This is a genomic window from Nonomuraea sp. CA-141351 (assembly GCF_050944675.1).
Lineage (GTDB): Bacteria > Actinomycetota > Actinomycetes > Streptosporangiales > Streptosporangiaceae > Nonomuraea.
This window is the reverse complement of the sequence record NZ_CP191982.1, coordinates 8937982-8959695: the sequence shown is the minus strand read 5'-3', so window position 1 is coordinate 8959695 and position 21714 is coordinate 8937982. Positions and strand designations below refer to the sequence as shown.

General features: G+C 69.7%; 17 protein-coding genes and 2 pseudogenes. 11 read left to right on the top strand and 8 right to left on the bottom strand.

Going from position 1 to position 21714, the window contains the following annotated elements:
* Window positions 1–167 precede the first annotated feature (167 nt).
* Window positions 168–857 carry a hypothetical protein gene (locus tag ACQPWU_RS42175; RefSeq protein ID WP_433431268.1) on the bottom strand — a complete coding sequence of 230 codons (690 nt, stop codon included), beginning with the start codon at window positions 855–857 and terminating at the stop codon, window positions 168–170.
* Window positions 858–990: 133 nt separating this feature from the next.
* Between ACQPWU_RS42175 and ACQPWU_RS42170 the strand changes: the two are divergent.
* The 7 genes and pseudogenes from ACQPWU_RS42170 (at window position 991) to ACQPWU_RS42140 (ending at window position 7230) form a co-directional block, all read left to right on the top strand.
* A pseudogene (locus tag ACQPWU_RS42170) lies at window positions 991–1425 on the top strand (Hsp20/alpha crystallin family protein).
* Window positions 1426–1630: 205 nt separating this feature from the next.
* Window positions 1631–1840, top strand: coding sequence for an STAS domain-containing protein (locus ACQPWU_RS42165; protein ID WP_433445422.1), 210 nt, complete (start codon window positions 1631–1633; stop codon window positions 1838–1840).
* A 71-nt stretch (window positions 1841–1911) separates the two neighbouring features.
* Entirely contained in the window at window positions 1912–2307 is a 396-nt protein-coding gene (locus ACQPWU_RS42160) for a DUF2267 domain-containing protein (RefSeq protein WP_433431267.1), read from the top strand.
* A 291-nt stretch (window positions 2308–2598) separates the two neighbouring features.
* Window positions 2599–3981, top strand: coding sequence for an ABC transporter substrate-binding protein (locus ACQPWU_RS42155; RefSeq protein WP_433431266.1), 1383 nt, complete (start codon window positions 2599–2601; stop codon window positions 3979–3981).
* Between the two features lie 4 nt (window positions 3982–3985).
* Window positions 3986–4912, top strand: coding sequence for a carbohydrate ABC transporter permease (locus ACQPWU_RS42150; RefSeq protein WP_433431265.1), 927 nt, complete (start codon window positions 3986–3988; stop codon window positions 4910–4912).
* Complete coding sequence (locus tag ACQPWU_RS42145; RefSeq protein WP_433431264.1) at window positions 4909–5742, top strand: carbohydrate ABC transporter permease; 834 nt, start codon at window positions 4909–4911, stop codon at window positions 5740–5742. The genes ACQPWU_RS42150 and ACQPWU_RS42145 overlap by 4 nt, the downstream gene beginning before the upstream one ends.
* A gap of 12 nt (window positions 5743–5754) precedes the next feature.
* Window positions 5755–7230, top strand: a complete 1476-nt coding sequence (locus tag ACQPWU_RS42140) for an alpha-N-arabinofuranosidase (protein ID WP_433431263.1) — start codon at window positions 5755–5757, stop codon at window positions 7228–7230.
* Between the two features lie 18 nt (window positions 7231–7248).
* Here ACQPWU_RS42140 and ACQPWU_RS42135 read toward each other — a convergent pair whose 3' ends face one another.
* Complete coding sequence (locus tag ACQPWU_RS42135; protein WP_433431262.1) at window positions 7249–8277, bottom strand: LacI family DNA-binding transcriptional regulator; 1029 nt, start codon at window positions 8275–8277, stop codon at window positions 7249–7251.
* A 237-nt stretch (window positions 8278–8514) separates the two neighbouring features.
* Between ACQPWU_RS42135 and ACQPWU_RS42130 the strand changes: the two genes are divergently transcribed.
* The gene (locus ACQPWU_RS42130) at window positions 8515–10005 is read left to right on the top strand and encodes an alpha-N-arabinofuranosidase (protein ID WP_433431261.1); all 1491 of its coding nucleotides are present in this window, start codon (window positions 8515–8517) and stop codon (window positions 10003–10005) included.
* Between the two features lie 179 nt (window positions 10006–10184).
* On the opposite strand, the gene ACQPWU_RS42125 is transcribed toward ACQPWU_RS42130, so the two are convergent.
* From ACQPWU_RS42125 to ACQPWU_RS42100, 6 genes are all read right to left on the bottom strand, one after another.
* Entirely contained in the window at window positions 10185–12170 is a 1986-nt protein-coding gene (locus tag ACQPWU_RS42125) for a protein kinase domain-containing protein (protein WP_433431260.1), read from the bottom strand.
* 80 nt (window positions 12171–12250) lie between these two features.
* Window positions 12251–13003, bottom strand: coding sequence for a serine hydrolase (locus ACQPWU_RS42120; RefSeq protein ID WP_433431259.1), 753 nt, complete (start codon window positions 13001–13003; stop codon window positions 12251–12253).
* Window positions 13004–13388: 385 nt separating this feature from the next.
* Complete coding sequence (locus ACQPWU_RS42115; protein WP_433431258.1) at window positions 13389–14405, bottom strand: NAD-dependent epimerase/dehydratase family protein; 1017 nt, start codon at window positions 14403–14405, stop codon at window positions 13389–13391.
* Window positions 14402–16645 (bottom strand): SulP family inorganic anion transporter, encoded by a 2244-nt coding sequence (locus ACQPWU_RS42110; protein ID WP_433431257.1) that lies wholly within the window; start codon window positions 16643–16645, stop codon window positions 14402–14404. The genes ACQPWU_RS42115 and ACQPWU_RS42110 overlap by 4 nt, the downstream gene beginning before the upstream one ends.
* A 79-nt stretch (window positions 16646–16724) precedes the next feature.
* Complete coding sequence (locus tag ACQPWU_RS42105; RefSeq protein ID WP_433431256.1) at window positions 16725–18191, bottom strand: hypothetical protein; 1467 nt, start codon at window positions 18189–18191, stop codon at window positions 16725–16727.
* Between the two features lie 183 nt (window positions 18192–18374).
* Window positions 18375–18917 (bottom strand): YbhB/YbcL family Raf kinase inhibitor-like protein, encoded by a 543-nt coding sequence (locus ACQPWU_RS42100; protein ID WP_433431255.1) that lies wholly within the window; start codon window positions 18915–18917, stop codon window positions 18375–18377.
* Window positions 18918–19293: 376 nt separating this feature from the next.
* Here ACQPWU_RS42100 and ACQPWU_RS42095 point away from each other — a divergent pair.
* The 3 genes and pseudogenes from ACQPWU_RS42095 to ACQPWU_RS42085 all read left to right on the top strand — a co-directional run.
* Window positions 19294–19509 (top strand): annotated as a pseudogene (locus ACQPWU_RS42095) (BTAD domain-containing putative transcriptional regulator); the annotation flags it as partial.
* A gap of 9 nt (window positions 19510–19518) precedes the next feature.
* Window positions 19519–20040, top strand: coding sequence for a PH domain-containing protein (locus tag ACQPWU_RS42090; protein WP_360709368.1), 522 nt, complete (start codon window positions 19519–19521; stop codon window positions 20038–20040).
* A complete protein-coding gene (locus ACQPWU_RS42085) occupies window positions 20037–21599 on the top strand; it encodes a PH domain-containing protein (protein WP_433431254.1) in 1563 nt (520 codons plus the stop codon). Before ACQPWU_RS42090 ends, ACQPWU_RS42085 begins: the two co-directional genes overlap by 4 nt.
* The last annotated feature ends 115 nt before the right edge of the window (window positions 21600–21714 follow it).

Sequence of the window (21714 nt, the reverse complement as noted above, 5' to 3'; positions counted from 1 at the left end):
CGAGAGTCGGTGAGCTCGCTCATGTCGCAGAACCTATCGCACGCCGGGTTCTGCGAGATGTTCTGCGAGAGGTTTTGAGAGTGACGCCAAGGGGTGAACCGGACACCGCGCGAACCTTGGTCTCGTGTCGCAGAACTATCCATTTCTGCGACACGATGCCGAGGGCCCTATTGCAGGGTGCGGCGTTGGTGGTCGCTGTCGCGGCGCAGCTGTCGGGTGTGCTGGTCCAGGGTCTGGGTGCGGGCGGCGAGGTCGGGGTGGCGGGGGCGTAGGTGGGGGGTGGCCTGGATGAGGGGGGTGAGCAGGTGGGCGGCGTCGTTGTCGGCCAGGGCTTGGGTGAGGCGGACGATGGCGGTGTGGGCGGTGTCGGGCAGGTCGTCTAGTGAGGTGATCTGTCCGGCCAGGCGGCGCAGGTCGGCGGCGTGGGCGCGGGCCCAGGCGGTGATGGTGCGGTCGGCGGCGCGGCGGTCGCGTTCGGCTTTGACGCGCTGCTCGCCAGTGGTGCCGGGTGTGCTGGCGGGGCGCAGGCGCAGGTAGCGGCGTTCGGCGGCTTGGCGGCTGGCCACGCCCAGGGGGGCGGCGAGTTCGGCCCAGCTGGCGCCGGCGTCGCGGGCGGTTTCGATCAGGCCGCTCTCCCAGCTGTCCAGGTGTTCGCGCACTTCGCGCAGCAGGAGCAGGGCCGCCAGGGCTTGTTCGGTGCCGGGGCTCGAGTCCTGGCGACCGGCCTGCTGGTGGGCGGTGTGGATGGCGTGGTCGATGGCGCGCAGGGCGCTGGCCGCGGCCAGGAACGTTGTCGGCCCGACCCGCGGTGCGGGGTGCGGTGCGGCGGGCTGGGGGGTGGTGTCGTCATGGGCCATGCGGTGGCCTCCTCTCGATCTTGTCATTGTTTCGGTGACGAGCATGTTTGTCATCGTTTCGATGACATGCTACAACGGAGGTGAGCGAAGGCATAGGCAGCACCTGCCTGAACCGAGTTGGAGGTGTTTCGTGATGTTGATGCGCACCGATCCCTTCCGTGAGCTGGATCGCCTCACCCAGCAGCTCCTCGGATCGACCGGCACCTGGTCGCGGCCGTCGGCGATGCCGCTGGACGCCTACCGGGAGAACGACGAGTACGTGGTGGCCCTGGACATCCCGGGGGTCACGCCGGAGGCGATCGACATCGACGTCGAGCGCAACATGCTCACCGTCCGGGCCGAACGCCGGCCCGTGGCCAAGGCCGACGAAGTCCAGGTCGAGCTGTCGGAAAGGCCTCTGGGCGTCTTCTCCCGGTAGATCATGCTCGCCGACACCCTGGACACCGACAACATCAAGGCCGACTACGACGCGGGTGTGCTGACCTTGCGGATCCCGATCGCCGAGCGCGCCAAGCCCCGCAAGATCGCCATCGGCAGTTCCGGCGGCCACAAGCAGATCCGCGCCTGACCCCGCTCTCGCGCCCGGGCGGGCGCCGCGCTCCGGCCATCCCCGCGGCCCAGACGGCGGGCCGCGGGGCGTCACCGTAGTGATGCCCGCATGGCAGAGCCGGGTAGAAGGCGGCCTGGAGGAGATGGGCACCGCTGAGGAGAACGCCGTGATCACCGCCTGCGGCGATATCGACGTCGCCACCGGCCCGGCGCTGTGAGACCGGATCACCGCGGCCCTCGAGCACCATCGCGCCGCGGTGCTCGACCTGTCCGGTGTCGCGTTCATCGACTGCGCCGGCCTCGGCTTCCTCATCGCGGCCTTCAACCACGCCGAACACCACGGCCGCACCCTGATCCTGCGCTCTCCCGGTCGGCAGGTGCGGCGGCTGCTCCACCTGGCCGGCGTGCACCAGCGGCTGCCCATCCAGAACTGACCCGACACATGGACACGCCCCCGACCCCGGCAGGCGTGCCGGGGTCGAGGGCGCGGAGGGAGCCCACCGCGATGACGCTGCGATGGCAGGCGTTCCTGGAGGCGGTCCAGGAACGCGGCGAGTACCCCACGCCACAGGAGGCCGACCGCGCAGCACGGGTCGTCCTGGCCCTGCTCGGCGCACATCTGGTCGGCTCGGAGCGGGCCGAGCTGGCCGCCCGCCTCCCCGAGACCTACGCCCTGATCCTGCTCAACCCGCTGCAGGCCGCCGAACCGCTCACCCCCGAACGCTTCATCCGCGCCACCGCCGCATGGATCGAAGGCGCCACCGCCACCACCGCCGCCTGGGACGTCAGCGCCGTCCTCAGCACAGTGGCCGACGCGGCCGACGACGAGCTGACCGAGCGTCTCCTGCTCCAGCTCCCACACGGCTACGATCTGCTGTTCGGCCGGCCCACCCCGGCCTGACCAGGGGGCACAGGCGTGACGGCCCGACCCATGCCAGCATCTCCCGCACCAATCCACGGGTTCTCCCACAGTGATCAGGCAATCACCGATCGCCATGAAGTCCACCGCAGCCTTCGGGATGTCCTCGCGCCGTGCCCCGTACACACATGTCATGGCAACGATAACATTCCTGGTTTCATCCCGTGTTGCTGGTGAAATGCGAGCTTGACGTACTGGAATGGCATCGTTAACAATCGACAGCGAACGGCCGCCCCCGCCTCTTCGGCGCCACCCCGACCCAAGGAGGGCTCAATGGTCCGCTCGCTCCCATTGGTAGCGGTAACATCCCCAACTCGCCGCGACGTCCTGCGCGGGCTGGGAGGGCTGGCCGCGGGGGGAACGTTGGCTGCCTGCGGAGTGCCCACGGAATCGGGTGAACCCGCGGCGCTCGGATCGTCGGCCCCGCCGTCGGGGGCGCAGGCCCGCGGCGAGGTCACCTTGTGGATGCGCGACGACGACCTGCTGAAGGTCTTCCGGACCGTGGTCCCGGCCTTCAACGCCAAGTACCCCAACGTCAAGGTGAACCTCAAGGGCGTGGACATCGCCACCAAGCTGCCGCCGGCCCTGGTTAGCGGCACCGGCCTGCCGGACGGCTCGTTCTGGGAGGACGACCAGATCGGCCAGCACGCCGACCACCTCTACGACCTGAGCACGCTCATGAGCAAGTACCGCGCCGACACGGTCCAGTTCAAGCTCGACGTCCTGACCCACCACGGCCGGCTGGTCGGCGTTCCCTGGGACACCGACCCGGGGCTGCTCTACTACAACGACGAGGTCGTGACCGGCGCCGGCATCGACCCTGCCTCCCTGACCGACTACGACGCGCTGCTGGCGGCGGCCCGCGCCATCAAGGGCAAAAATCCCAAGGCCAGACCCATCCCGCTGGAGCAGGACAACACCCTGAGCATGATGTGGTACACGATGTTCCTGAACCAGCAGCAGGGACACGGCCTGGTGGACGCCTCCGGCAACCTGACCCTGGACGGGGAGGCCTCCCGTCGCGCGCTCACCTGGATCAAGGCTGTCGTGGACGAGGGGCTGGGCGCGCGGCAGAAGTTCGCCGGCACCGCCCAGATCACGATGCTCGACGAGGGCGTCATCTCGCTGGTGCCGTGGGCGCAGTGGTTCATCTTCATCCCGCAGTCGGGCCTGAAGAAGACGACCGGCAAGTGGCGTGTGAGCAGCCTGCCCGCCTGGACCAAGGACGGCGCCCGCAGCGGGCTGATGGGCGGCAGTTCCTTCGTCATCCCCGACAAGGCGAAGAACCCGGAGCTGGCCTGGCTCTTCTACGAGTTCGCCGTCTACCAGCCCGACGGTTACCGCAAGGTGTTCTCCAAGAACAGTGTCTACCCGACCGGGCTCAACACGCTGGTGCCGTCCGTCAAATCCGCGCTCGACCCGGCCAAGCCGCTCGTGGACAAGCTGCCGCAGCTCGGCGGGGTGGACAACTGGGCGATCAGTACCAAGGCGGCGCTGGAGATCCCCGCCGGTTACACGGCGCCTTCCTGGTACGGCCAGGCCGCCAAATACCTGGGCGTCAACATCCAGCGGCTCATGGACGGCAAGATGTCGGTCGACGAGGTGATCGCCAAGTCCATGGCCGACATCAAGAAGAACCTGATCGACAGGAACTGATCCCTTGTCTTTGCTGGCAAATCGGGTGGCCGCCCGGCAGGCGCCCGCCGTCCGCTCGACCGGTGGCCGCCGCGGCCCGCGTACGGGCTGGAGAGGGCTGCTGCTGGTGGCCCCGTTCTTCGTGTTCTTCGCGGCCTTCACCGCCTACCCGCTCTACTACGCCTTCCAGCTCAGCTTTCTCGACTGGCACGGCGGCGCGACGTTCAAATGGGCAGGGCTCGGCAACTACCTCTACCTGCTGACGAACCCGGACTTCTGGACGGCGCTGGGCAACACCGCGCTGATCTGGCTGCTGATCGTGCCGCTCCAGACGATCGGCGCGATCGCGGCGGCGGGCGCCCTGTCCCGGGCTGGGCTCCGGTTCAAGCGTCTGCTGCGCACCGCAGTGATCATCCCGTACGTGACGCCGCTGGCGGCCATGGCCCAAGCCTTCATCCTGATCTTCGACCGGGACTACGGCGTGGTCAACCACCTGCTCGGCCTGGCCGGCCTACCGCCCGTCGAGTGGCTCACCTCCACCGAGTGGTCCAAGGTGACGATCGCGCTGCTGGTGCTCTGGAAGTCCAGCGGGTTCGCGCTCATCATCATGCTGGCCGCCATCCAGTCCATCCCGGGCGAGGTCTACGAAGCCGCCGCGCTGGACGGCGCTGGGCCGCTGACCACCTTCTGGAGGATCACCGTGCCGCTGATGCGTCACGCCATCGCGTTCTTCTTGGTCATCTCCACGTTGGGCATCTCGCAGATGTTCCTCGAGCCGTACGTCCTGACCGGCGGCGGGCCCTACAACAGCAGCACCACGACCGGCCTGTACCTGTTCCAGCACATCGGCGCCTCCGATCTGGGCACCGGCTCGGCCAACACCTTCCTGCTGGTCGCCATGGTGCTGGCGCTGTCGCTGGCGGCGGTGCGCCTGTTCCGGGAGTCGAAGTGAGCCTCCTGCGCCGCGGTGGCGGATACCTGCTGCTGGCGGCGGCCGTCGTGGTCTTCCTCTATCCCCTCTGGTGGATGGTCGTCTCGGCGTTCAAACCCGGCGCCAGCATCCTGAACGACCCCCTGGGGGCCGGACCGTTCACCCTGGACAACTTCCGGGCCATGTTCGAGGAGGTGCCGATCGGGCCGGCACTGGGCAACACGGCCCTGGTCGTGGCCGCCAAGAGCGCTCTGACCATGGTCTTCTGCCCGCTGGCCGGCTATGGCTTCGCCAAGTACAGCTTCCGCTTCAAGGAGGCGTTGTTCGCGCTGGTGCTGGTGACCCTCATGCTGCCCGTCCTGGCCCTGGTCATCCCGCTGCTGCTCGAGATGAAGCAACTCGGCTGGGTCAACACGTACCAGGCGCTGATCCTGCCCGGCGCGGTCGACGCCTTCAGCGTCTTCTACATGCGCCAGGTGATCAGCCAGGTGCCTGACGAGCTGCTGGACGCCGCCGCCATCGACGGCGCGTCAGTGGTGCGGACGTTCTGGTCGGTGGTGGTGCCCGTGATCCGTCCAGGCCTGGCCGCGCTGGCAGTGCTCACCTTCTTCGCCAGTTACAACGATCTCGTCTGGCCCATCGTGGCGGTCAACGACGAGAGCCGGCAGACCGTCTCGGTGCTGCTGGCCAACCTCGCCACCAACGTCACCGGAGCCCAGACCGCCAGCGGTTTCGATCTGTGGGGGCAGCTCATGGCCGCCTGCACCATCGCCACCGTGCCCACCGTCATCATCTTCCTGCTGGTCCAGCGCCACTTCATCCAAGGTCTGCTGGCCGGCAGCAGCAAATAGACAGGAGTACCGTTGCTCACCGCTGACATCACGCTCAGCACCTCCTTCCACCGCGGCCCCCTCGACCGCCGCCTGTTCGGGTCCTTCGTCGAGCACATGGGCCGATGCGTCTACACCGGCATCTACGAGCCCGGCCACCCCACGGCCGACGAGCACGGTTTCCGCACCGACGTCGCCGACCTGGTGCGCGAACTCGGCGTCACCCTGGTGCGCTATCCGGGTGGCAACTTCGTCTCCGGCTACCGGTGGGAGGACGGCATCGGCCCCAGGGAGTCCCGCCCTCGTACCTTGGAGCTGGCCTGGCGCGGAATCGAGCCGAACGAGGTCGGCACCGACGAGTTCCTCGGCTGGGCCGCGCGCGGCGGCCTGACCCCCATGATGGCGGTGAACCTGGGCACCCGTGGCATCCAGGAGGCCGCCGACCTGGTCGAGTACTGCAACATGCCCGGCGGCACCCGCTGGTCCGACCTGCGCCGTGCCAATGGCACCGCCGATCCGTACAACGTCCCGCTGTGGTGCCTGGGCAACGAGATGGACGGGCCGTGGCAGATCGGACACACCAGCGCCGCCCAGTACGGAGCGCTGGCCCGCGAGGCCGGCAAGGCCATGAAACTCGTCGATCCCGGCATCGAGCTGGTGGTCTGCGGCAGCAGCAACCGGCAGATGCCGACCTTCGGCTACTGGGAGGCCGACGTCCTGGAGCAGGCCTACGACGTGGCCGACTACATCTCCCTGCACGCCTACTACCTCAACGACGGGGAGCGTGCCGGATACCTCGGCTCCGGCGCGGCGCTGGATTCCTTCATCGGTGACGTGATCGCCACCGCCGACGCCGTCGGCGCCCGGCTCGGGCGTCCCAAGCGCATTGACCTGTCCTGCGACGAGTGGAACGTGTGGACCCGCGATCCCGCGGTCGACATCTCCGCCCGCGAGCCGGACGTGGCGGTGCCGATCACCGAGCACGTCTACACCCCGCTGGACGCCGTGGTGACCGGCGATCTGCTGGTGGCGCTGCTCAATCACGCCGACCGGGTCCGCATCGGCTGCCTGTCGCTGCTGGTCAACGTGAGCGCGCCGATCCTCACCGAACCGGGCGGCCCGGCCCGCAGGCAGACGATCTTCTACCCGGCCGCGCTCACCGCCCAGCTGGCCCGCGGCGTGAGCCTGCGCACTGTGGTGTCCAGCCCCGAGGTCGCGACCGTACGGCACGGCGACGTGCCCGCAGTCGCCGCCGCCGCCACCTACGACGAGGACTCCGGCGAGGTGGCGCTGTTCGTCACCAACCGCGGCACCGACACCGCGCACGTGCGGCTGCACGACATCGGCCCGGGGACGCTGGCGGTCCAGGAGGCCTGGACCCTCGCCGCGGCCGGGAGCGGGCTGCCCATGCCTTTCACCCAGTACGTCACCGACGACGACGGCGGCGGCATCGTCCTGCGTCTGCCGCCGGAGTCCTGGACGGCACTCAAGAGCCAGCGGAAGGACTGAACGATGGGGATCTGGTGATCAGCCCGGCGCCGGTGCGGTGCTCGCCCGCCGCACCAGCGCCGGAACCACGTGCGGTGCGTCATCGGCGTCGTCGTCCTGCCCGTCCATCTGGCGCAGCAGCACCTCGACCGCACGGCGGCCCACCTCCTCGTGGTCCGGCCTGACCGTGGTCAGCGGCGGGATCAGGTAGCCGGCCTCCGGAATGTCGTCGAACCCGACGACGCTCACGTCGTCCGGCACACGAATGCCGCGCTCATTGAACGCACGCAGCAAGCCGAGCGCCATGTGGTCGTTGGCGGCGAAGACGGCCGTCACACCCGAGCGCTCGGCCAGCTCCAGCCCGGCCTGATAACCGGACTCGGCGCTCCAGTCGCCGGGCACGACCCGGGGGACGGAGCGGCCTGCCTGCTCCAGCGTGGCCCGCCACGCCTCGATACGTGCCTGGGCGTCCATACGCTCCCGAGGACCGGAGACATGCCACACCGTCGAATGCCCCAAGCGCAGTAGGTGCTCCACCGCCATCCGCACGCCCTCGACCTGGTCGATGCGCACGGCGGGGACCGACTCGTCGGGAGCCGCCTCCACCGCGACGGCGGGCAGTCCCTCAGGCAGGCTGTGCAGCGCGCTGGTGGCCGCCGCCTGGGAGGCGAACACCGTGATGACCCCGGCCACCGTGTGGCTGGTCAGATCGGCCATCGCCTCGACGATGCTGCCGCGATCGAAGCTCTCCGGAGTGGCGATCGTGACGCCATAGCCCGCGGCACGAGCCGCGCGGCCGATGCCCAGGAGCGTGGAGGCCGGCCCGAAAAGCACCGAGTCGAAGCTGATCACGCCGATCGTGTGCGCCTGCTGGCGGACCAGCCCGCGGGCCATCAGATTGGGGCGATAGTCGAGCTGCCGGATCGCCTCCAGCACCCGCTCCCGTGTCTCCTCGCGCACGTTGGGGCGTTCGTTGAGCACGCGCGACACCGTCTGGTTGGACACCCCGGCCAGCCGGGCGACATCGCCGATCACCGCGGGACGCGCGCCCCGCCGGACACCTGCCACCGAATCCTCTTCCCCGTGTCGAAGCTCTTGATAACGATATCAGGGACGCTCGCACAGGCTGGGAATAGTGCTCGACCAGCGCTGTGGCCTGCGCGGCACCCTATCACGTTGTTCACCGTCCTAATGGGGTACGACAAGAGAGCCACCACATCCCACATCAAAGCCTGATGACAGCGACGATGACCGGAATGCTAACGTTAACAATTGTCGTGTCCGGCCGAACTTTGGAGCCCAACCGTGCACAACGCGCATCTCACGATCGACCCCGCCTTCCTCGTAGCCCCCGTCCGCCGGCGCACCTTCGGCACGTTCGTCGAACATCTGGGGCGCTGTGTCTACACCGGCATCTACGAGCCGGACCACCCATCGGCCGACGACGACGGTTTCCGCGGCGACGTGCTCGACCTGACGAGGGAACTGGGGGTGTCCACGGTCCGCTACCCGGGCGGCAATTTCGTCTCCGGCTACCGGTGGGAGGACGGCGTCGGCCCTCGCGAGAGCCGCCCCCGCCGCCTGGACCTGGCCTGGCACAGCACCGAGACCAACGAGGTCGGCGTGGACGAGTTCGTACGCTGGTGCCGCAAGGCCGGCGTCGAGCCCATGATGGCCGTCAACCTCGGCACCCGCGGCATCGAGGCGGCGCTCGACCTGCTGGAATACTCCAACCACCCGTCCGGCACCGCGCTGTCCGACCTGCGCGTCGCCAACGGCGCCAAGGAGCCGCACGGGATCAGGATGTGGTGCCTGGGCAACGAGATGGACGGTCCCTGGCAGACCGGGCACAAGACCGCCCGCGAGTACGGCAGGCTCGCCGCCGAGACCGCCCGCGCCATGCGCATGATGGACCCCTCGCTGGAGCTGGTCGCCTGCGGCAGCTCGAGCTCGTCGATGCCGACCTTCGGCGCGTGGGAGGCCGAGGTGCTGGAAGAGGCCTACGACGTGGTGGACTACATCTCCTGCCACGCCTACTACGAGGAGAAGAACGGCGATCTCGGCAGCTTCCTGGCCTGCTCGACCGACATGGAGTACTTCATCTCCTCGGTCGTGGCCACCGCCGACCACGTCGGGGCGCGGCTGAAGTCCCGCAAGAAGATCGACATCTCCTTCGACGAGTGGAACATCTGGTACCTGTCGCGCTTCCAGAACGCCGAGCCGCCCGCGGACTGGCCGGTCGCGCCGCGGCTGCTGGAGGACCACTATCACCTGGCCGACGCCGTCGCCTTCGGCGGGCTGCTGATCACGCTGCTGCGCAACAGCGACCGGGTGACCGCCGCGTCCCTGGCCCAGCTGGTGAACGTGATCGCGCCCATCATGACCGAGCCCGGCGGCCGGACCTGGAGGCAGAGCACCTTCCACCCGTTCGCGCAGGCGTCCCGGCTCGCGGCCGGCGACGTGCTGCGGGTGGAGCCGGTGAGCCCCACGTACGAGACGGCGGACTACGGGGATGTGCCGCTGCTGCACGCGGTGGCCACGCACTCGGACGAGGGCACGACGCTGTTCGCCGTCAACCGCTCCACCGACGCGCCCCTCTCCCTGGAGATCGACGCCCGCGCGCTCGGCGGCGCGCGCATCCTCGAGGCCACCACCCTGACGCACACGGACGTGTACGCCCGCAACACCGCCGCCGACCCCGACCGGGTCGCACCCCGACCCAACGCGAACGTCGAGCACGACCCGGCCCGCGTGCTCCTGCCCCCGGTGTCCTGGAACGTCATCCGCCTGGCTTGACCAGCCACGGCGACCCGGCCGGCCGTACTCTGGAAAGTGGGACCGGGCCGTACGACTGCTCGCCTTGTTCGCGCAGGATCGCCTGTCGCGCCTTGCGCAGTTTCCTGCGGCCCGGCTCGGCAACCGGGATCAGGGCCGCTGCGCGCCTTCGCCGTCCCCGTCGAGCAACGGCCAGGCCGTCAGGAGCCCTTGGAGGGATTGACCGTGAAGTAGAGGCTCATGTTCAGGTCATCCGGCACTTCCAACAGCTTGCGCACCAGTTCGCCCTTGAATCCCACGACCTGGATCTCGTCGTTGGCCCCGTTGTCCAACTCCCAGCAGTACAGATGCGTTTCGTCGTACCAGCCCAGCACCCTGTCGCAGTCAGAGGTGAACTTCTGGAGCCGCTTGCCGGTGGCAGTGTCCCAGAGGCAGGTGTCCCCGTCGTGGCCCTGCGGGCAGTCGGTCACGAACATCTTGCCCGAGGGCGAGAACATGTCCCTCTCGCCGGACGACAACGATCCGACACCTGGCGCGTCGCGTGTGGGCTTGCCGGAGGTGTCGAAGAAGCGCAGGCCCTGGTCCTTGCCGTAGAAAGAGACCACGCCTTCCTGGTCGCCGTCCCAGCCGAAGTCCGAGCCACGTATCGAGTCGTCGGCCACGTCGACCACGCTGACCTTGGCCTGGGCCACGTCGACGATGGCGAAGCCCAAAGAGAGCCAGTCCTCTTTGCCTCGCTTGTCCTTGATCTGCTTGTCGATGTTGAGCAGCACCCTCGAGCCGTCGTCTGACCAGGAGCGGATTGTGCTGATCAGTGGGTCGCGTACCGTCTTGATCCGGAAACTGGACCCCGCCTGTCTGTCGTTGATCAGGATGGAGTCGTAGCCGTCCGAGGTGTACTCCTTCTGTCGTCCCGCGACATAGCGGCCGTCGGGGGAGACCATCGTGTCGAAGTTGCCGGCGTACTTGTCGAACGTGCCCCGCGGCGATTGCCTGGCGTAATCGACGTCGCCGTCGTCATTCTTGTCGTAGACCTCGTACGCCGTCAGCGTGATCGGGTCGGAAGGAAGCTCGTAGAGCGTGATCGGGCCCCCGGGCAGCCTCTTCTTGACAGGGGCGGCCGGAGCCGTGGTCTTCGGCGCCTGACTCGCGGGGCCTGGGAGGACAGGGTTGCTCGGGGCGTTCCGTAGCGCCACGGCCACCGGCACTCCGGCCAGCGCGAGGATCACGGCCGCCGCGGCGATGACGATCGGCCTGCCGCCCTTCTTCCGCGGCTTCCGCGGCTTCCGTGGTTCCTCCCCTTCCTGCGGCTTCGCGTCCGTGACGGCACCCGTGGCGGCTGCCTCGCTTCCCGCCTGGAGTACGCGTGAGCTGGGCACCGGATGTGCCAGCAGCCGCATGATCACCTGCTCGGCCGTCGGCCGCTGCGCCGGATTCTTGGCGAGGCACTGCTGCACGACGTCACGGAGCGGCCCGTCGAGCGAGCCCAGCTCGGGCGCGTTCCTGAGCACCCGGCCCATCACGGCGAGCGTCCCCTCGTTCCCGAACGGCGCTCGCCCGCACGACGCGAAGACGATCGTGCCGGCCCAGGAGAACATGTCAGCCGCAGGTCCGACCGCATGCCCCAGGATCTGCTCGGGAGACATGTACGCGGGCGTCCCGATCTGCGTGCTGCTGGTCATCGTGGCCGGACCGAGCTCGCGCGCGATGCCGAAGTCGACCACGCGCGGCCCGTCGGAGGCGATGATGACGTTGCCCGGCTTGAAATCCCGGTGCACGACGCTGGCCGCGTGGATCGCGGCCAGCGCGGTGGCGGTGCCGATGGCCAGCCGATCCAGCGCCGGGCCGGTGTGCGGGCCGTCATTTCGCACGGCCCGCTCCAGAGAGGGCCCCTCGACGAACTCGCTCATGATGTACGGGCGGTTGTGCTCGACACCCGTGCTGAGTACGGCCGCGGTGCAGAACTGCGCCACCCGCTGGGCCACCTCCGCCTCGCGCAGGAATCGCTCGACGCTCTTCTGGTCGTCGGACCGGTCGAGGCGCAGCCACTTGATGGCCACGTACATGCCCATAGGGGTCCTGGCCAGGTAGACGACGCCCTGCCCGCCCTCTCCGAGCTTGCCGAGCAGTTCCAGGCCGGCCAGCTCCGGGGGATCACCGGGCATCAGAGGGGTGAACGACGGCATGACAAAATATTGGACCAATGCCGTGGATCTACGGAATCTTACTTACGGACAACTCCTCCGATGCGATGCGGCCGACGTGCTCAGGAGGCCTTGGCGAGGGCCTTGGTGACGACCTTGGCGACGGTCTCGACAGCCTTCACCCCCACCCCCATCGAGCGGTGACGATCCGAGATGACGGCGATCAGGTACGTGTGCCCGCGGCTGCGGACCCGGCCGATGCTGTTGACCGTCCACCGCCCCCCGTCCCGGGGACGGGGCAGCCAGCCGTTCTTGAGCGCGACGCCCTTGCGCCCGGCCGCGCTGACGCCCCATGACTGCGCCCGCGTCACATCGCTCATCAGGCGCAGCACGTACCGGCGGTTCCTGGCGGAGAGCGGGCTCTTGGCGGAGGTGAGGGCGGTCATGAGACGCACCTGGTCGGTGGCGGTGGTCGTGGTCGCGCCCCACGCGCCTCCCGGGCCGGGCGCCGTGTCGCGCAGCCCGAGTTTCCTGTTGGCGGCGGCCAGGCCGGACGCCCCGCCGATCGCCCGCCACAGCGCCGACGCGGCGGCGTTGTCGCTCACCTTGATGGCCCGCGCCGCCAGACGCTTCTCCCCGGCGGTGAGGCCGCGGTGCCGGCGCTGGGCCCTGAGCAGCAGCGTGACCAGGATGTCGACCTTGACGATGCTGGCCGTGGCCGTCCTGAGGCCGGGGTGGTAGGCGTAGGACAGGCCCGAGGACAGGTCGCGTACGGACACCGAGAGCCGGCCCGAGAGGTGGCTCACGTAGCGGTCGAGGGCGCGGGTCAACGACTTCTTGTACGACTTGCGCGAAGGCGCGAGGGCCGATGCCACGGCGACCGGACGGGGTGCGAGGAGGACGGCAGCGGGGCCGGAGGCAGGGGAGGGACTGCTCGGGGAGAGTAAGAGGAGCAGGGCGGCCACGGTGAGGAGGGACGCCGGCAGAGCCCGCCGGCGCCGCAGCGTCCCGGGCCGGGCTGCGTACGCAGGGGATAAAAGCGGCAAGGAACGCAAAGCCATGCGAGGCAGCATTACGGCACGGCTGTTTCCTCTGTGTTAGCTGAGGTAAAAGGTGAGGGGCGGAAGCAACCGCACAGCCTCCGCCCCTCCGGCCCCTGGGAGTCAGGACCGCCGCCGCGAGGAGCGCCATGGGCTACCTGGAGAACCTCGCCGGCGCCCGCGACACTAACCCGCTCCTGGGCGCCACGTCTGCGGAGGATTACTCAGAACGGGCCGCCCACGCCGCGAGGATGGCGGCCTCTTTCTCCGGCGCCATCCCGTGCGTGGTCTTGACGCCGTAAACGCGCTCCTCCTCCGGGATCTCGCGGAGCCAGGCCCACGTGTCACGGACGATCTCCGACACCGGACGCGTGCTCAGCCCCGCCGCCTCCGCCCTGGCCGTGGGCACGCTCCAGAAGTTTCCGACCTCCGCGGACGGCGGCCCGCCCCACAGCGGCAGCTCCACGAACGCCCCCGCCCCATGCTCCAGCAGGAACCCGCTGTCCACCCACACGAACTCCGCGTCCGACCCCGTCGCCTCCTTGCAGAGAGCGAGCCACTCGCCATAGGTGGTGTTGCCCGCCGGCCCCGTCACCAGGAAGGTGTCGGACGTGCCTCGCTCCGCGTGATCGAGGGTGAAGATCGCCACGTCGCGCGCGTCCACGAGTTGCATCGGCGTGGCCGGGTCGCCGGGTGCGAGGACCCGGCCGCCGCGCGCGATCCTGCTCAGCCACCACGGCAGCCTGGCCACGTTTTCGTGCGGCCCCAGGATCAGGCCGGGCCGGACGATCAGCGCATTACCATCGAACCCCTGCCGGACCGCGCGCTCGCACCCCGCCTTCAGCACGCCGTAGTCGCCGTCGTCGGGCCCGGCGTCGGGCGCGCACGCCCATCCGGGCGTGTCCTCGGTGGCCGGTACGCCGGGAAAGCCGTCGATGGCCGAGACGCTGGAGACGAAGGCGTACGTGCCGGCATGTCCGGACAGCGCCATCGCCGACTCGCCCACGACCCGCGGCGTGTAGCCGGACGTGTCGACCACGGCGTCCCACGACCGGCCTTCGACCAGCCGATCGAGGTCCGCGCGCACCTCCCGGTCGCCCCGCACGACCTCGGCGCCGGGCACGTCGGCCCCGCTCCGCCCCCTGTTGAACGTCGTCACCTCATGCCCGCGGGCCAGCGCCTCGACGACGACGGCACGACCCAGGAACCCTGAACCACCAATGATGAGAAGCTTCACGCACTCATTGTTCGCCCATCGTCGGCGTGCGATGGGTCTTCTTCACGCAGAGCGGAGCCCGTGGGGCGCAGCGGCGGCACGATGTGCACCCTCGCCGAGCCGATGTCGAAGAACAATCCCACCAGCTCCAGCTTCCCGGCCCGGACCTGCTCGTCGACCTTGCGGTAGGTGCGCAGGTTCTCCAGTTGCTGCTGTACGTTGACCCGGCACAGGACGTCCAGAGCGCCGCTGTGCAGCCGGTCGCCCTCGGTCTCGATGAACGTGGCCAGGCTGTGGTTTCCGTGCCGCAGCCACCGTCTCAGCCCCGGCAGGCTGCCTGCCTGCACGCCTCCGCTGAGCACCCCCGCCATCGCGCCGCACCCGGAATGCCCGCACACCGTGATCGTGTGCACGCCCAGGACCTGCGTGGCGTACTCGATCGCCGCCACCACCGAGTCGTCGTGCGGCTCGGAGCCCCTGCGCGGCACCAGGTTGCCGATGTTGCGCACGGTGAACAGGTCGCCGGGGCCGCTCGCGGTGATCAGGCTGGGCACGATCCTGGAGTCCGCGCACGTGATGAACAGGTGCGTCGGCTGCTGCTTACGGGCCAGCTCCGTGAAGATGGGCCGCAGCAGCGGCGCCGTACGCCGGTGGAATTCCCGCGCCCCCACCGTCAGCTGGCATTCCGCACCCTCGGAGCCCGGCGCCGCGGGGGGACGGCGGTGCCGGTGCGCCCACGGCAGCCACCAGCGGTCCGGCGCCTTGGGCGGCGACTTGACGGGGAACATGCGCGCCCCGCTGGCCGCCAGCGAGTACCACTCGTCGTGCAGCTCGTCGATGTCGATCGTGCCGCCCATGCGCTCGTGGTCGAGCCGCCAGGAGTGGAGGGCCTCGAAGGCGGCGTTGTCCATGAAGTCGATGTTCAGGTCGAGGTCCACGTCGGCGCCGGGGGCGATGGCCCGCAGCTCGCGCGTCAGCCTGGGCACACCCAGGAACGTCAGCGAACCGGAGATCGTCACGTGCAACCGGCCGTCGCGATCCTCCCGCTTCAGCACCGTGACCCAGGTCAGGCGGCGCAGCGCCAGCAGCGCGGCCAGCGCCAGCCCCGCCAGCACGCCTTCGGCGAGCCCGAGCAGGATCACGGCGAGCATCGTCGCCACGTAGACGGGCACCTCGCCGTGGCCGTGCACCTTCCTGATGTGGGCCAGGTTCACCATCTGCACGCCGATGAACACCAGCAACGCCGCCAGCGCCTCCAGCGGGATCAGCTTGATCGTCCAGCCGAACCCGATCGCGAACACCAGCACCCAAACTCCGTGCAGGACCGCCGACCAGCGCGTACGCGCGCCCGCCTGCACGTTCGCGGTGCTGCGTACGATCACGCCGGCCACCGGCAGGCCGCCGAGCGCGCCGGTGACCATGTTCGCGACACCCTGGCCGGTCAGCTCCTGGTCGAGGTCGGCGCGGCGGCCGGCGTGCTGCCCCTCGACCGCCACGCAGCACAGCAGTGACTCGCACCCGGCCAGCAGCGCCACCAGCAGCACCGCCGCGACGATCAGGTGCCAGTCGCCGTGCGGCAGCACGGGGAACGCCCACTGGACGACGCTCTGGGAGAGGTCCACGCGCGTGACGTCCCAGTTGAACACCCACGCCGTGGTCGCAGCCACGAGCAGCGCCACCAGCGGCGCGGGCACGGCCTTGACCTTCTTGGGCATCCGCGTCCACAACGCCAGCACGGCGATCGTGAGCACTCCGACGGCGACCTTGTGACCGTGCAGGTTGGCGATCTGGCCGGGCAGCTCGATGAGGTTCGCCACGGCCGAGCGCTGCGAGCTGCCGCCGAGCACCACGTGGAGCTGGGCGAGCGCGATGATCACGCCGACGGCCGCCAGCATCCCGTGGATGACCGCCGGCGACACCGCGAGCGCCGCCCTGGCCGCCTTGAACACGCCGAGCAGCAGCTGCACGGCCCCTGCCAGCAGGGTGATCATGCAGGTGGCCCGCCATCCGTAGGTCTGCACGAGATCCACGACCACCAGCGACAAGCCGGCGGCGGGCCCGCTCACCTGCACGGCGGAGCCACCGAGTGCGCCCGCCACGATCCCGCCCACCACGGCGGCGATCAGCCCGGCGGCCAGGGGGGCGCCCGAGGCCATCGCGATGCCCAGCGAGAGGGGCACCGCGACGAGGAAGACCACGAGCGAGGCGGGCACATCATGCCTGAGCGTGCCCAGCCGGTTACTCTTTGTGTCGGGGATCATGGAGCAAACCCTATTGCTCCGTCGGCCCCGCTTTAAGGGTGCGTCACGCGGGTTTTACCCATTAATGGGCGCCTGCGGATCACCGGTAATAGTCGTGGGGATAGTCCTGGTCGGCGGGCGAGCGGCGGTGGTTGCCGCCACCGTTGCCGTTCTGGGAGCCGTACGTCGGCCACGGGGTCGCGCTCGACGGCGGCTCGGGCCAGGCGGCGGCCGGGCTGGTGGTGATGTCGCCGGTCTCGTACGCGATCGAGCTGGGCTTCGGCGCGGGGGCCGACAGCACGTCGTCGTAGGCCGAGACCGCCCTGCTGGGTGCGGTCGGGGTGCCCGTGGCGGGGGAAGGGCCGGTGAGCGGGTCGGTGTCGTCGGCGACCGCCCAGCCGGAGCGCACCTCGTACGAGGCGGGGTACGACGAGCGCGCGGCGGGCTGCTCGAAGGCGGGCCACGAGCTTCCCGAGGTGGGAGAGGGGTCGTCGAGGATGTCGGGCTGGGCGGGCCAGGAGCCGGACGACGACGACGCGGGCGTGCCGGCCCAGGTGGTCTCGGCGGCGTTGTTGTAGGCGGGGAACGGGTCGCTCGTGGGCGCCCCGTGGATGGGTGAGGGCTGGGCGGGGAAGGAGCCGCTGGAGTTCACCGCGGGGGTCACCGGGAAGGAGCCGCTGGAGCTCGCCGCGGGGGTCGCCGGGAAGGAGCCGCTGCCGAAGGAGCCGCTGCCGCTCGGTGCGGTCAGGGGGTTCGGCTGGGTCACGGGGGTCGCGGGGAAGGAACCGCCGGCGGCGGGAGTGGCCGGGAAGGAGCCCGTGCCGTTGCCGGTCGTGTTGGACGACAGAGAGTCGGGGCGAGGGGAGGGCACCGGCTGGGCGCCGGCGCCGAGGATGCTCATCACGTCGGCCGTCGGCGCGGCGAATGTCATCGTTCGCTGGTCCGCCAGCTCGGCCTGGGACGGAGTGGCGCGCTTGGCCGGCTGCTCCACCAGGTCGGCGAGGTTGGCCGCCGCGGCGGCCGGCTGGCGCTGCGGAAGGGGGGACTGGACGGTGGTCGCGTTGGGGTCGGCGGAGGCGGCCGCGGGCTGCGGCTGAGTGGTGCGTTCCCGGCGCCTGGCGGCGGGACGCTCAGCAGGGCGCTCGGCGGGGCGCTCGCGCTCGACAGGGCGGGAGGCGCCCTTCCTGGCCGCCACGGTGCCACCCGCACCGAAACCGCCCTCTTCCGCATCGCTGCGGATGTTGGCCCAGAACTCCTCGTCCTCGTCGTCGGAGGTGGGGTTGCCCCACTCGTCGACGCCGCGCCTGCCACGCTGACCGGTGCGTACCGGTTTGGGCTTGGGCTCGTCGATAGGGCTGAAGTCGGGGCTGAAGTTGGCCATGCGCGGCTCGTGCGAGGCGAACTCGTCAGTGGACCGCGTCTGGGTCATCTCCTCCTTTTCGGCCATCTCCTTCAGCCGTTCCGGAGGGAGAGAGCTCTCCCGGCGGTTCATGGAACGCATGCCCAGTGCCACGACGACGAGCACGAGGAGCACGACAGCGACCAAGCTCACTACGACCGCGATCATTGCACCACCCTCAAAGCCATGGCCTCCCTTCGGCGCCGGTGAGATCGCGCGGCCATCGACGCGACCTGCCCCCTTTGATCACCAGTGCCTAACAATTGGATCTGATTGTGTCGGACCACTATGAGCGTTGTCACACCCTACGTGAAGAATTGGTACACCGAATTACCTGCTGTGTTCGGGGTATCACTGGATGTCGACCGCTGTGAGTCTGCCCCGGGCAATGGTCTTGTTCGCGATGTCCTTCAGGATGTCGGGGAGCCCGCCATCCTTCGGGACGACGACCTTGTCGTTCAGCGTGTAAACGGTGAAGCGGTAGTTGCCGCTCTCGCCGCACGGGGGGTCGTAGCCCGTCTTGCCACTGGTCACCTTGGCCTGACCGGATCCCGGAGGGGGATCGGCCGCGGCGTTGGGCCCCAGCTCGGTCGTGGTCGCCGGGATGTTGTAGAGCACCCAGTTAACGACCGATTCCGATGGTGTATGAGAATCGACCACGATTGCGATCGACTTGGCCTTGGGCAGCGGCTGGCTCGACCAGCGCAGCGGAGGGCTGCCCTGGTCGCCTCGGCAGGAGTAGTCGGCGGGCAGCGGCTTGCCCTCCCGCAACTCCGGGCTCGAGACGTTGATCTGCGCGATGTCCTCGGCCTGAGATCTGCCTATGAGACTGGCGCAACCCGACAAGGCGAACGCGGCAGCCACCACCGTCACACTGACGGCGATGCGTCGCATGCGTGATGCCGCGTTACACAGCCCCATGCCGGACGATGCTACGCGGCTCTCGGCGGTGCGCAGACCGTTTCTCGATGGTCGGTGCAAGGTAAAGGATCCGAAACGAGGCGGAATCGCGGGATCCGGGTAGTGACCTTCGACACAAGTGTGGCCCCCGCCGGCGCTGGGGGCCCGGAATGGCGCCGTACCCGGGAACCTTTTCTGACCTGCTGGTTCACTGCGGCCGGACTTCCGGCGGGATCTCGTACGGCGACCCGACAAAACGGACATCGGTTTCGGTCGTGCCCCTTCCGTAAAAAGCAGGTGCGCCGGATCCATCCAGAGATGTAGGCACAGGCGATGATTCCCGGGGCCGGCCGGGTGGACGGCGGCTGCCACGTTGCGTGAGGCGCTCGCGCTCTGGTGCGGTCCCGCGCTGGCCGGGCCTGGCTGGCACGCACGTGGCGCCGCCGATGTGGCCAAGCTCGACAGCCTGCGGCCGGCCGCCATCGAGCATGGCACCGAGGCGGAGCAGGGCGGCGGCAGACACGCCGGGCGTGCAGGTGGATCTTGGCGGGCCGCGGACAGATCGCTCCGGCGGTTCGCGCCCTAAGCTGGCCTTGTGACGTCAACTGGCCCGCTGCGCGATCCGGCGAACCGCGTCTCGCCCAAGGCCGTCCGCCTGTGGTTGCTCGAGTCGCTGGTCGCGTTTGTCTTCTTCCTGGGCGGCTCGCTCCTGGTGTCGCGGTGGGTCGGCGGAAGCGGGTGGTCGTGGGTGCCCGGCTGGTTCGCGGACCACTCCTGGTTGCTGCCTGCCGCGGTCGTGGTCCTGACGGGGCCTTTCCTGGTCGCCGAGCCCTTCATACGGTACGCCGTGCATCGCTGGGAGCTCTCTGGGGACGTCGTCTACGCCAGGTCGGGGTTCCTGACCAGGGAGTGGGTGTTCGTGCCCGTGAGCCGCATCCAGACGGTCGACAAGGCGCAAGGGTGGATCGAGCGGATGCTCGGGCTGGCCACGCTGGAGATCCGCACCGCGTCCCACGCGGGGTCCTCGACGATCAAGGGTCTCGACCACCACGTCGCGGCGGGGCTGGCCGAGCAGATCGCGCACCGCGCCGAAGCCCTCAGGGACGACGCGACATGATCGGCCCCCAGCCGCCCCATGGCGGCGGCGACCCCCACGCCGGCCCCGAGCCGCAGGGTTACGCTCCACCTCGGAGTGCTCCTCCGGCGCGGGTGCCGCTGCGGTTGAGCCCGAAGGTGCTGCTCATCGATCCCGTACGCATGCTGCCCTCGCTCCTGCTCCCTCTCGTCGGCGTGCTCTTCGTGGGCGGGTTCTCGCCCAGGTCGTACGCCTGGGCGGCGCTCGGCGTGGCCGGCACCGTGGTGTTCGCGATCGTCCGGTGGGCCACCTTCACCTACGAGATCGCCGGCGACCGGCTGGAGACCAAGCGGTCGCTGATCAGCCGCTCCGTCCGCACCATCCCGCTGGAGCGGATCCGTGGCGTCGACGTGTCCACGCCGCCCATGCACCGCCTGCTCGGCCTGGCCGTACTCAAGATCGACACGGGGGCGAGCGGGGACGACGAGGAGGCCGAGCTCGACGGGGTCACGCTGGAGGAGGCCGAACGGCTCAAGTCGGTGCTCCTGCGACGCTCCGCCCGGCCCGAGGCGCACGTGGCCGACATGGCGGGGCCCCGCGAACGGGTGATCATCGGCGTGCCGCGGAGGTGGCTGCTGTACGGGCCGCTGTCGGGCGCGTACCTGCTCACCCCCTTCGCGCTCGCCGGCGGCGCCATAGGGCTGGTGTTCCAGTGGGGCGACGACCTGGGGTTCGACCAGGACGCCGCCTTGAGCGCCGGAGAGTGGCTGTGGACCCATCCCTATCTGCTGCTGGTCGCGGTGCTGCTGCTCGTGGTGGCGATGCCGTTCGTGGGCGGGCTGATGTACGCGATCTTCAACTGGGACTTCCAGCTCAGACGCCGCGACGGCTACCTGGTGGCGGAGCGCGGTCTGATCAACCGGCGCAGTGTGTCGCTGGAGTCCGCCCGGGTGCGCGGCTACGAGATCGTGGACGGGCTCGCCGAGCGGTGGGCCGGGGTCGTACGTGTCTGGGCCATTGTGACGGGACTGGGCGACTCCCAGACGCGGGGGCAGCTTCTGCCCGATGTGCCCCGGCCCGTGGCGCACCAGGTGACCGACGACGCCATCGGCCCCTACCGGGCGCCCCTCCGCCCCCATCCGCCCGTGGCGCGCAACCGCCGCCTGTTCCGCGCCGTCTTCCCCTGGGCCGTGCTCGCGTTGGCGAGCGCCGTGGCGATCTGGGTGACGGGGACGACCCTGTGGCTGGTCCTGCTGGTGCCGGCGCTGCTGCTGGCCGGGGCCGGGGTTCCGCTGGGACTCGACCGGTACACGTCGCTGGGGCACGGCTACGACGGGGTACGGCTGGCGGTGCGCTCGGGGTCGCTGCGACGTTCCCAGGCCGTGGTCGAACGCCGGGCCGTGGTGGGGTGGCGGCTCCGGCAGACGTGGTTCCAGCGGCGGGCGGGGGTGCTCACACTGATCGCCGGCGTCGGGGCGGGCAAGGGCGGCTACTCGGCGATCGACGTGTCGGAGGCTCAGGGGGCGGGGTTTCCCGCCGAGGTGACGCCGGAGTGGCTCGCCCCCTTCCTCCTCGAGCCCCGAACGCCACCCGCAGGCTGACCGCCTCTTCCGGCACTGGACGCCGCCGAGGCTGATCCCCCCGGCGGCGATTGCTGACGGCCGGTGCCGGTCAGTCTAGGGCGGTGGATTCCGACGATCCGCCGTGTGCCAGTGC

Bases quoted from the DNA above. Each gene is read 5' to 3' on its own strand.
- ACQPWU_RS42175 (WP_433431268.1), bottom strand. From the start codon at position 857: ATGGCCCATGACGACACCACCCCCCAGCCCGCCGCACCGCACCCCGCA.
- ACQPWU_RS42160 (WP_433431267.1), top strand. From the start codon at position 1,912: ATGACGCTGCGATGGCAGGCGTTCCTGGAGGCGGTCCAGGAACGCGGC.
- ACQPWU_RS42155 (WP_433431266.1), top strand. From the start codon at position 2,599: ATGGTCCGCTCGCTCCCATTGGTAGCGGTAACATCCCCAACTCGCCGC.
- ACQPWU_RS42125 (WP_433431260.1), bottom strand. From the start codon at position 12,170: ATGCCGTCGTTCACCCCTCTGATGCCCGGTGATCCCCCGGAGCTGGCC.
- ACQPWU_RS42110 (WP_433431257.1), bottom strand. From the start codon at position 16,645: ATGATCCCCGACACAAAGAGTAACCGGCTGGGCACGCTCAGGCATGAT.
- ACQPWU_RS42105 (WP_433431256.1), bottom strand. From the start codon at position 18,191: ATGATCGCGGTCGTAGTGAGCTTGGTCGCTGTCGTGCTCCTCGTGCTC.
- ACQPWU_RS42100 (WP_433431255.1), bottom strand. From the start codon at position 18,917: ATGCGACGCATCGCCGTCAGTGTGACGGTGGTGGCTGCCGCGTTCGCC.
- ACQPWU_RS42085 (WP_433431254.1), top strand. From the start codon at position 20,037: ATGATCGGCCCCCAGCCGCCCCATGGCGGCGGCGACCCCCACGCCGGC.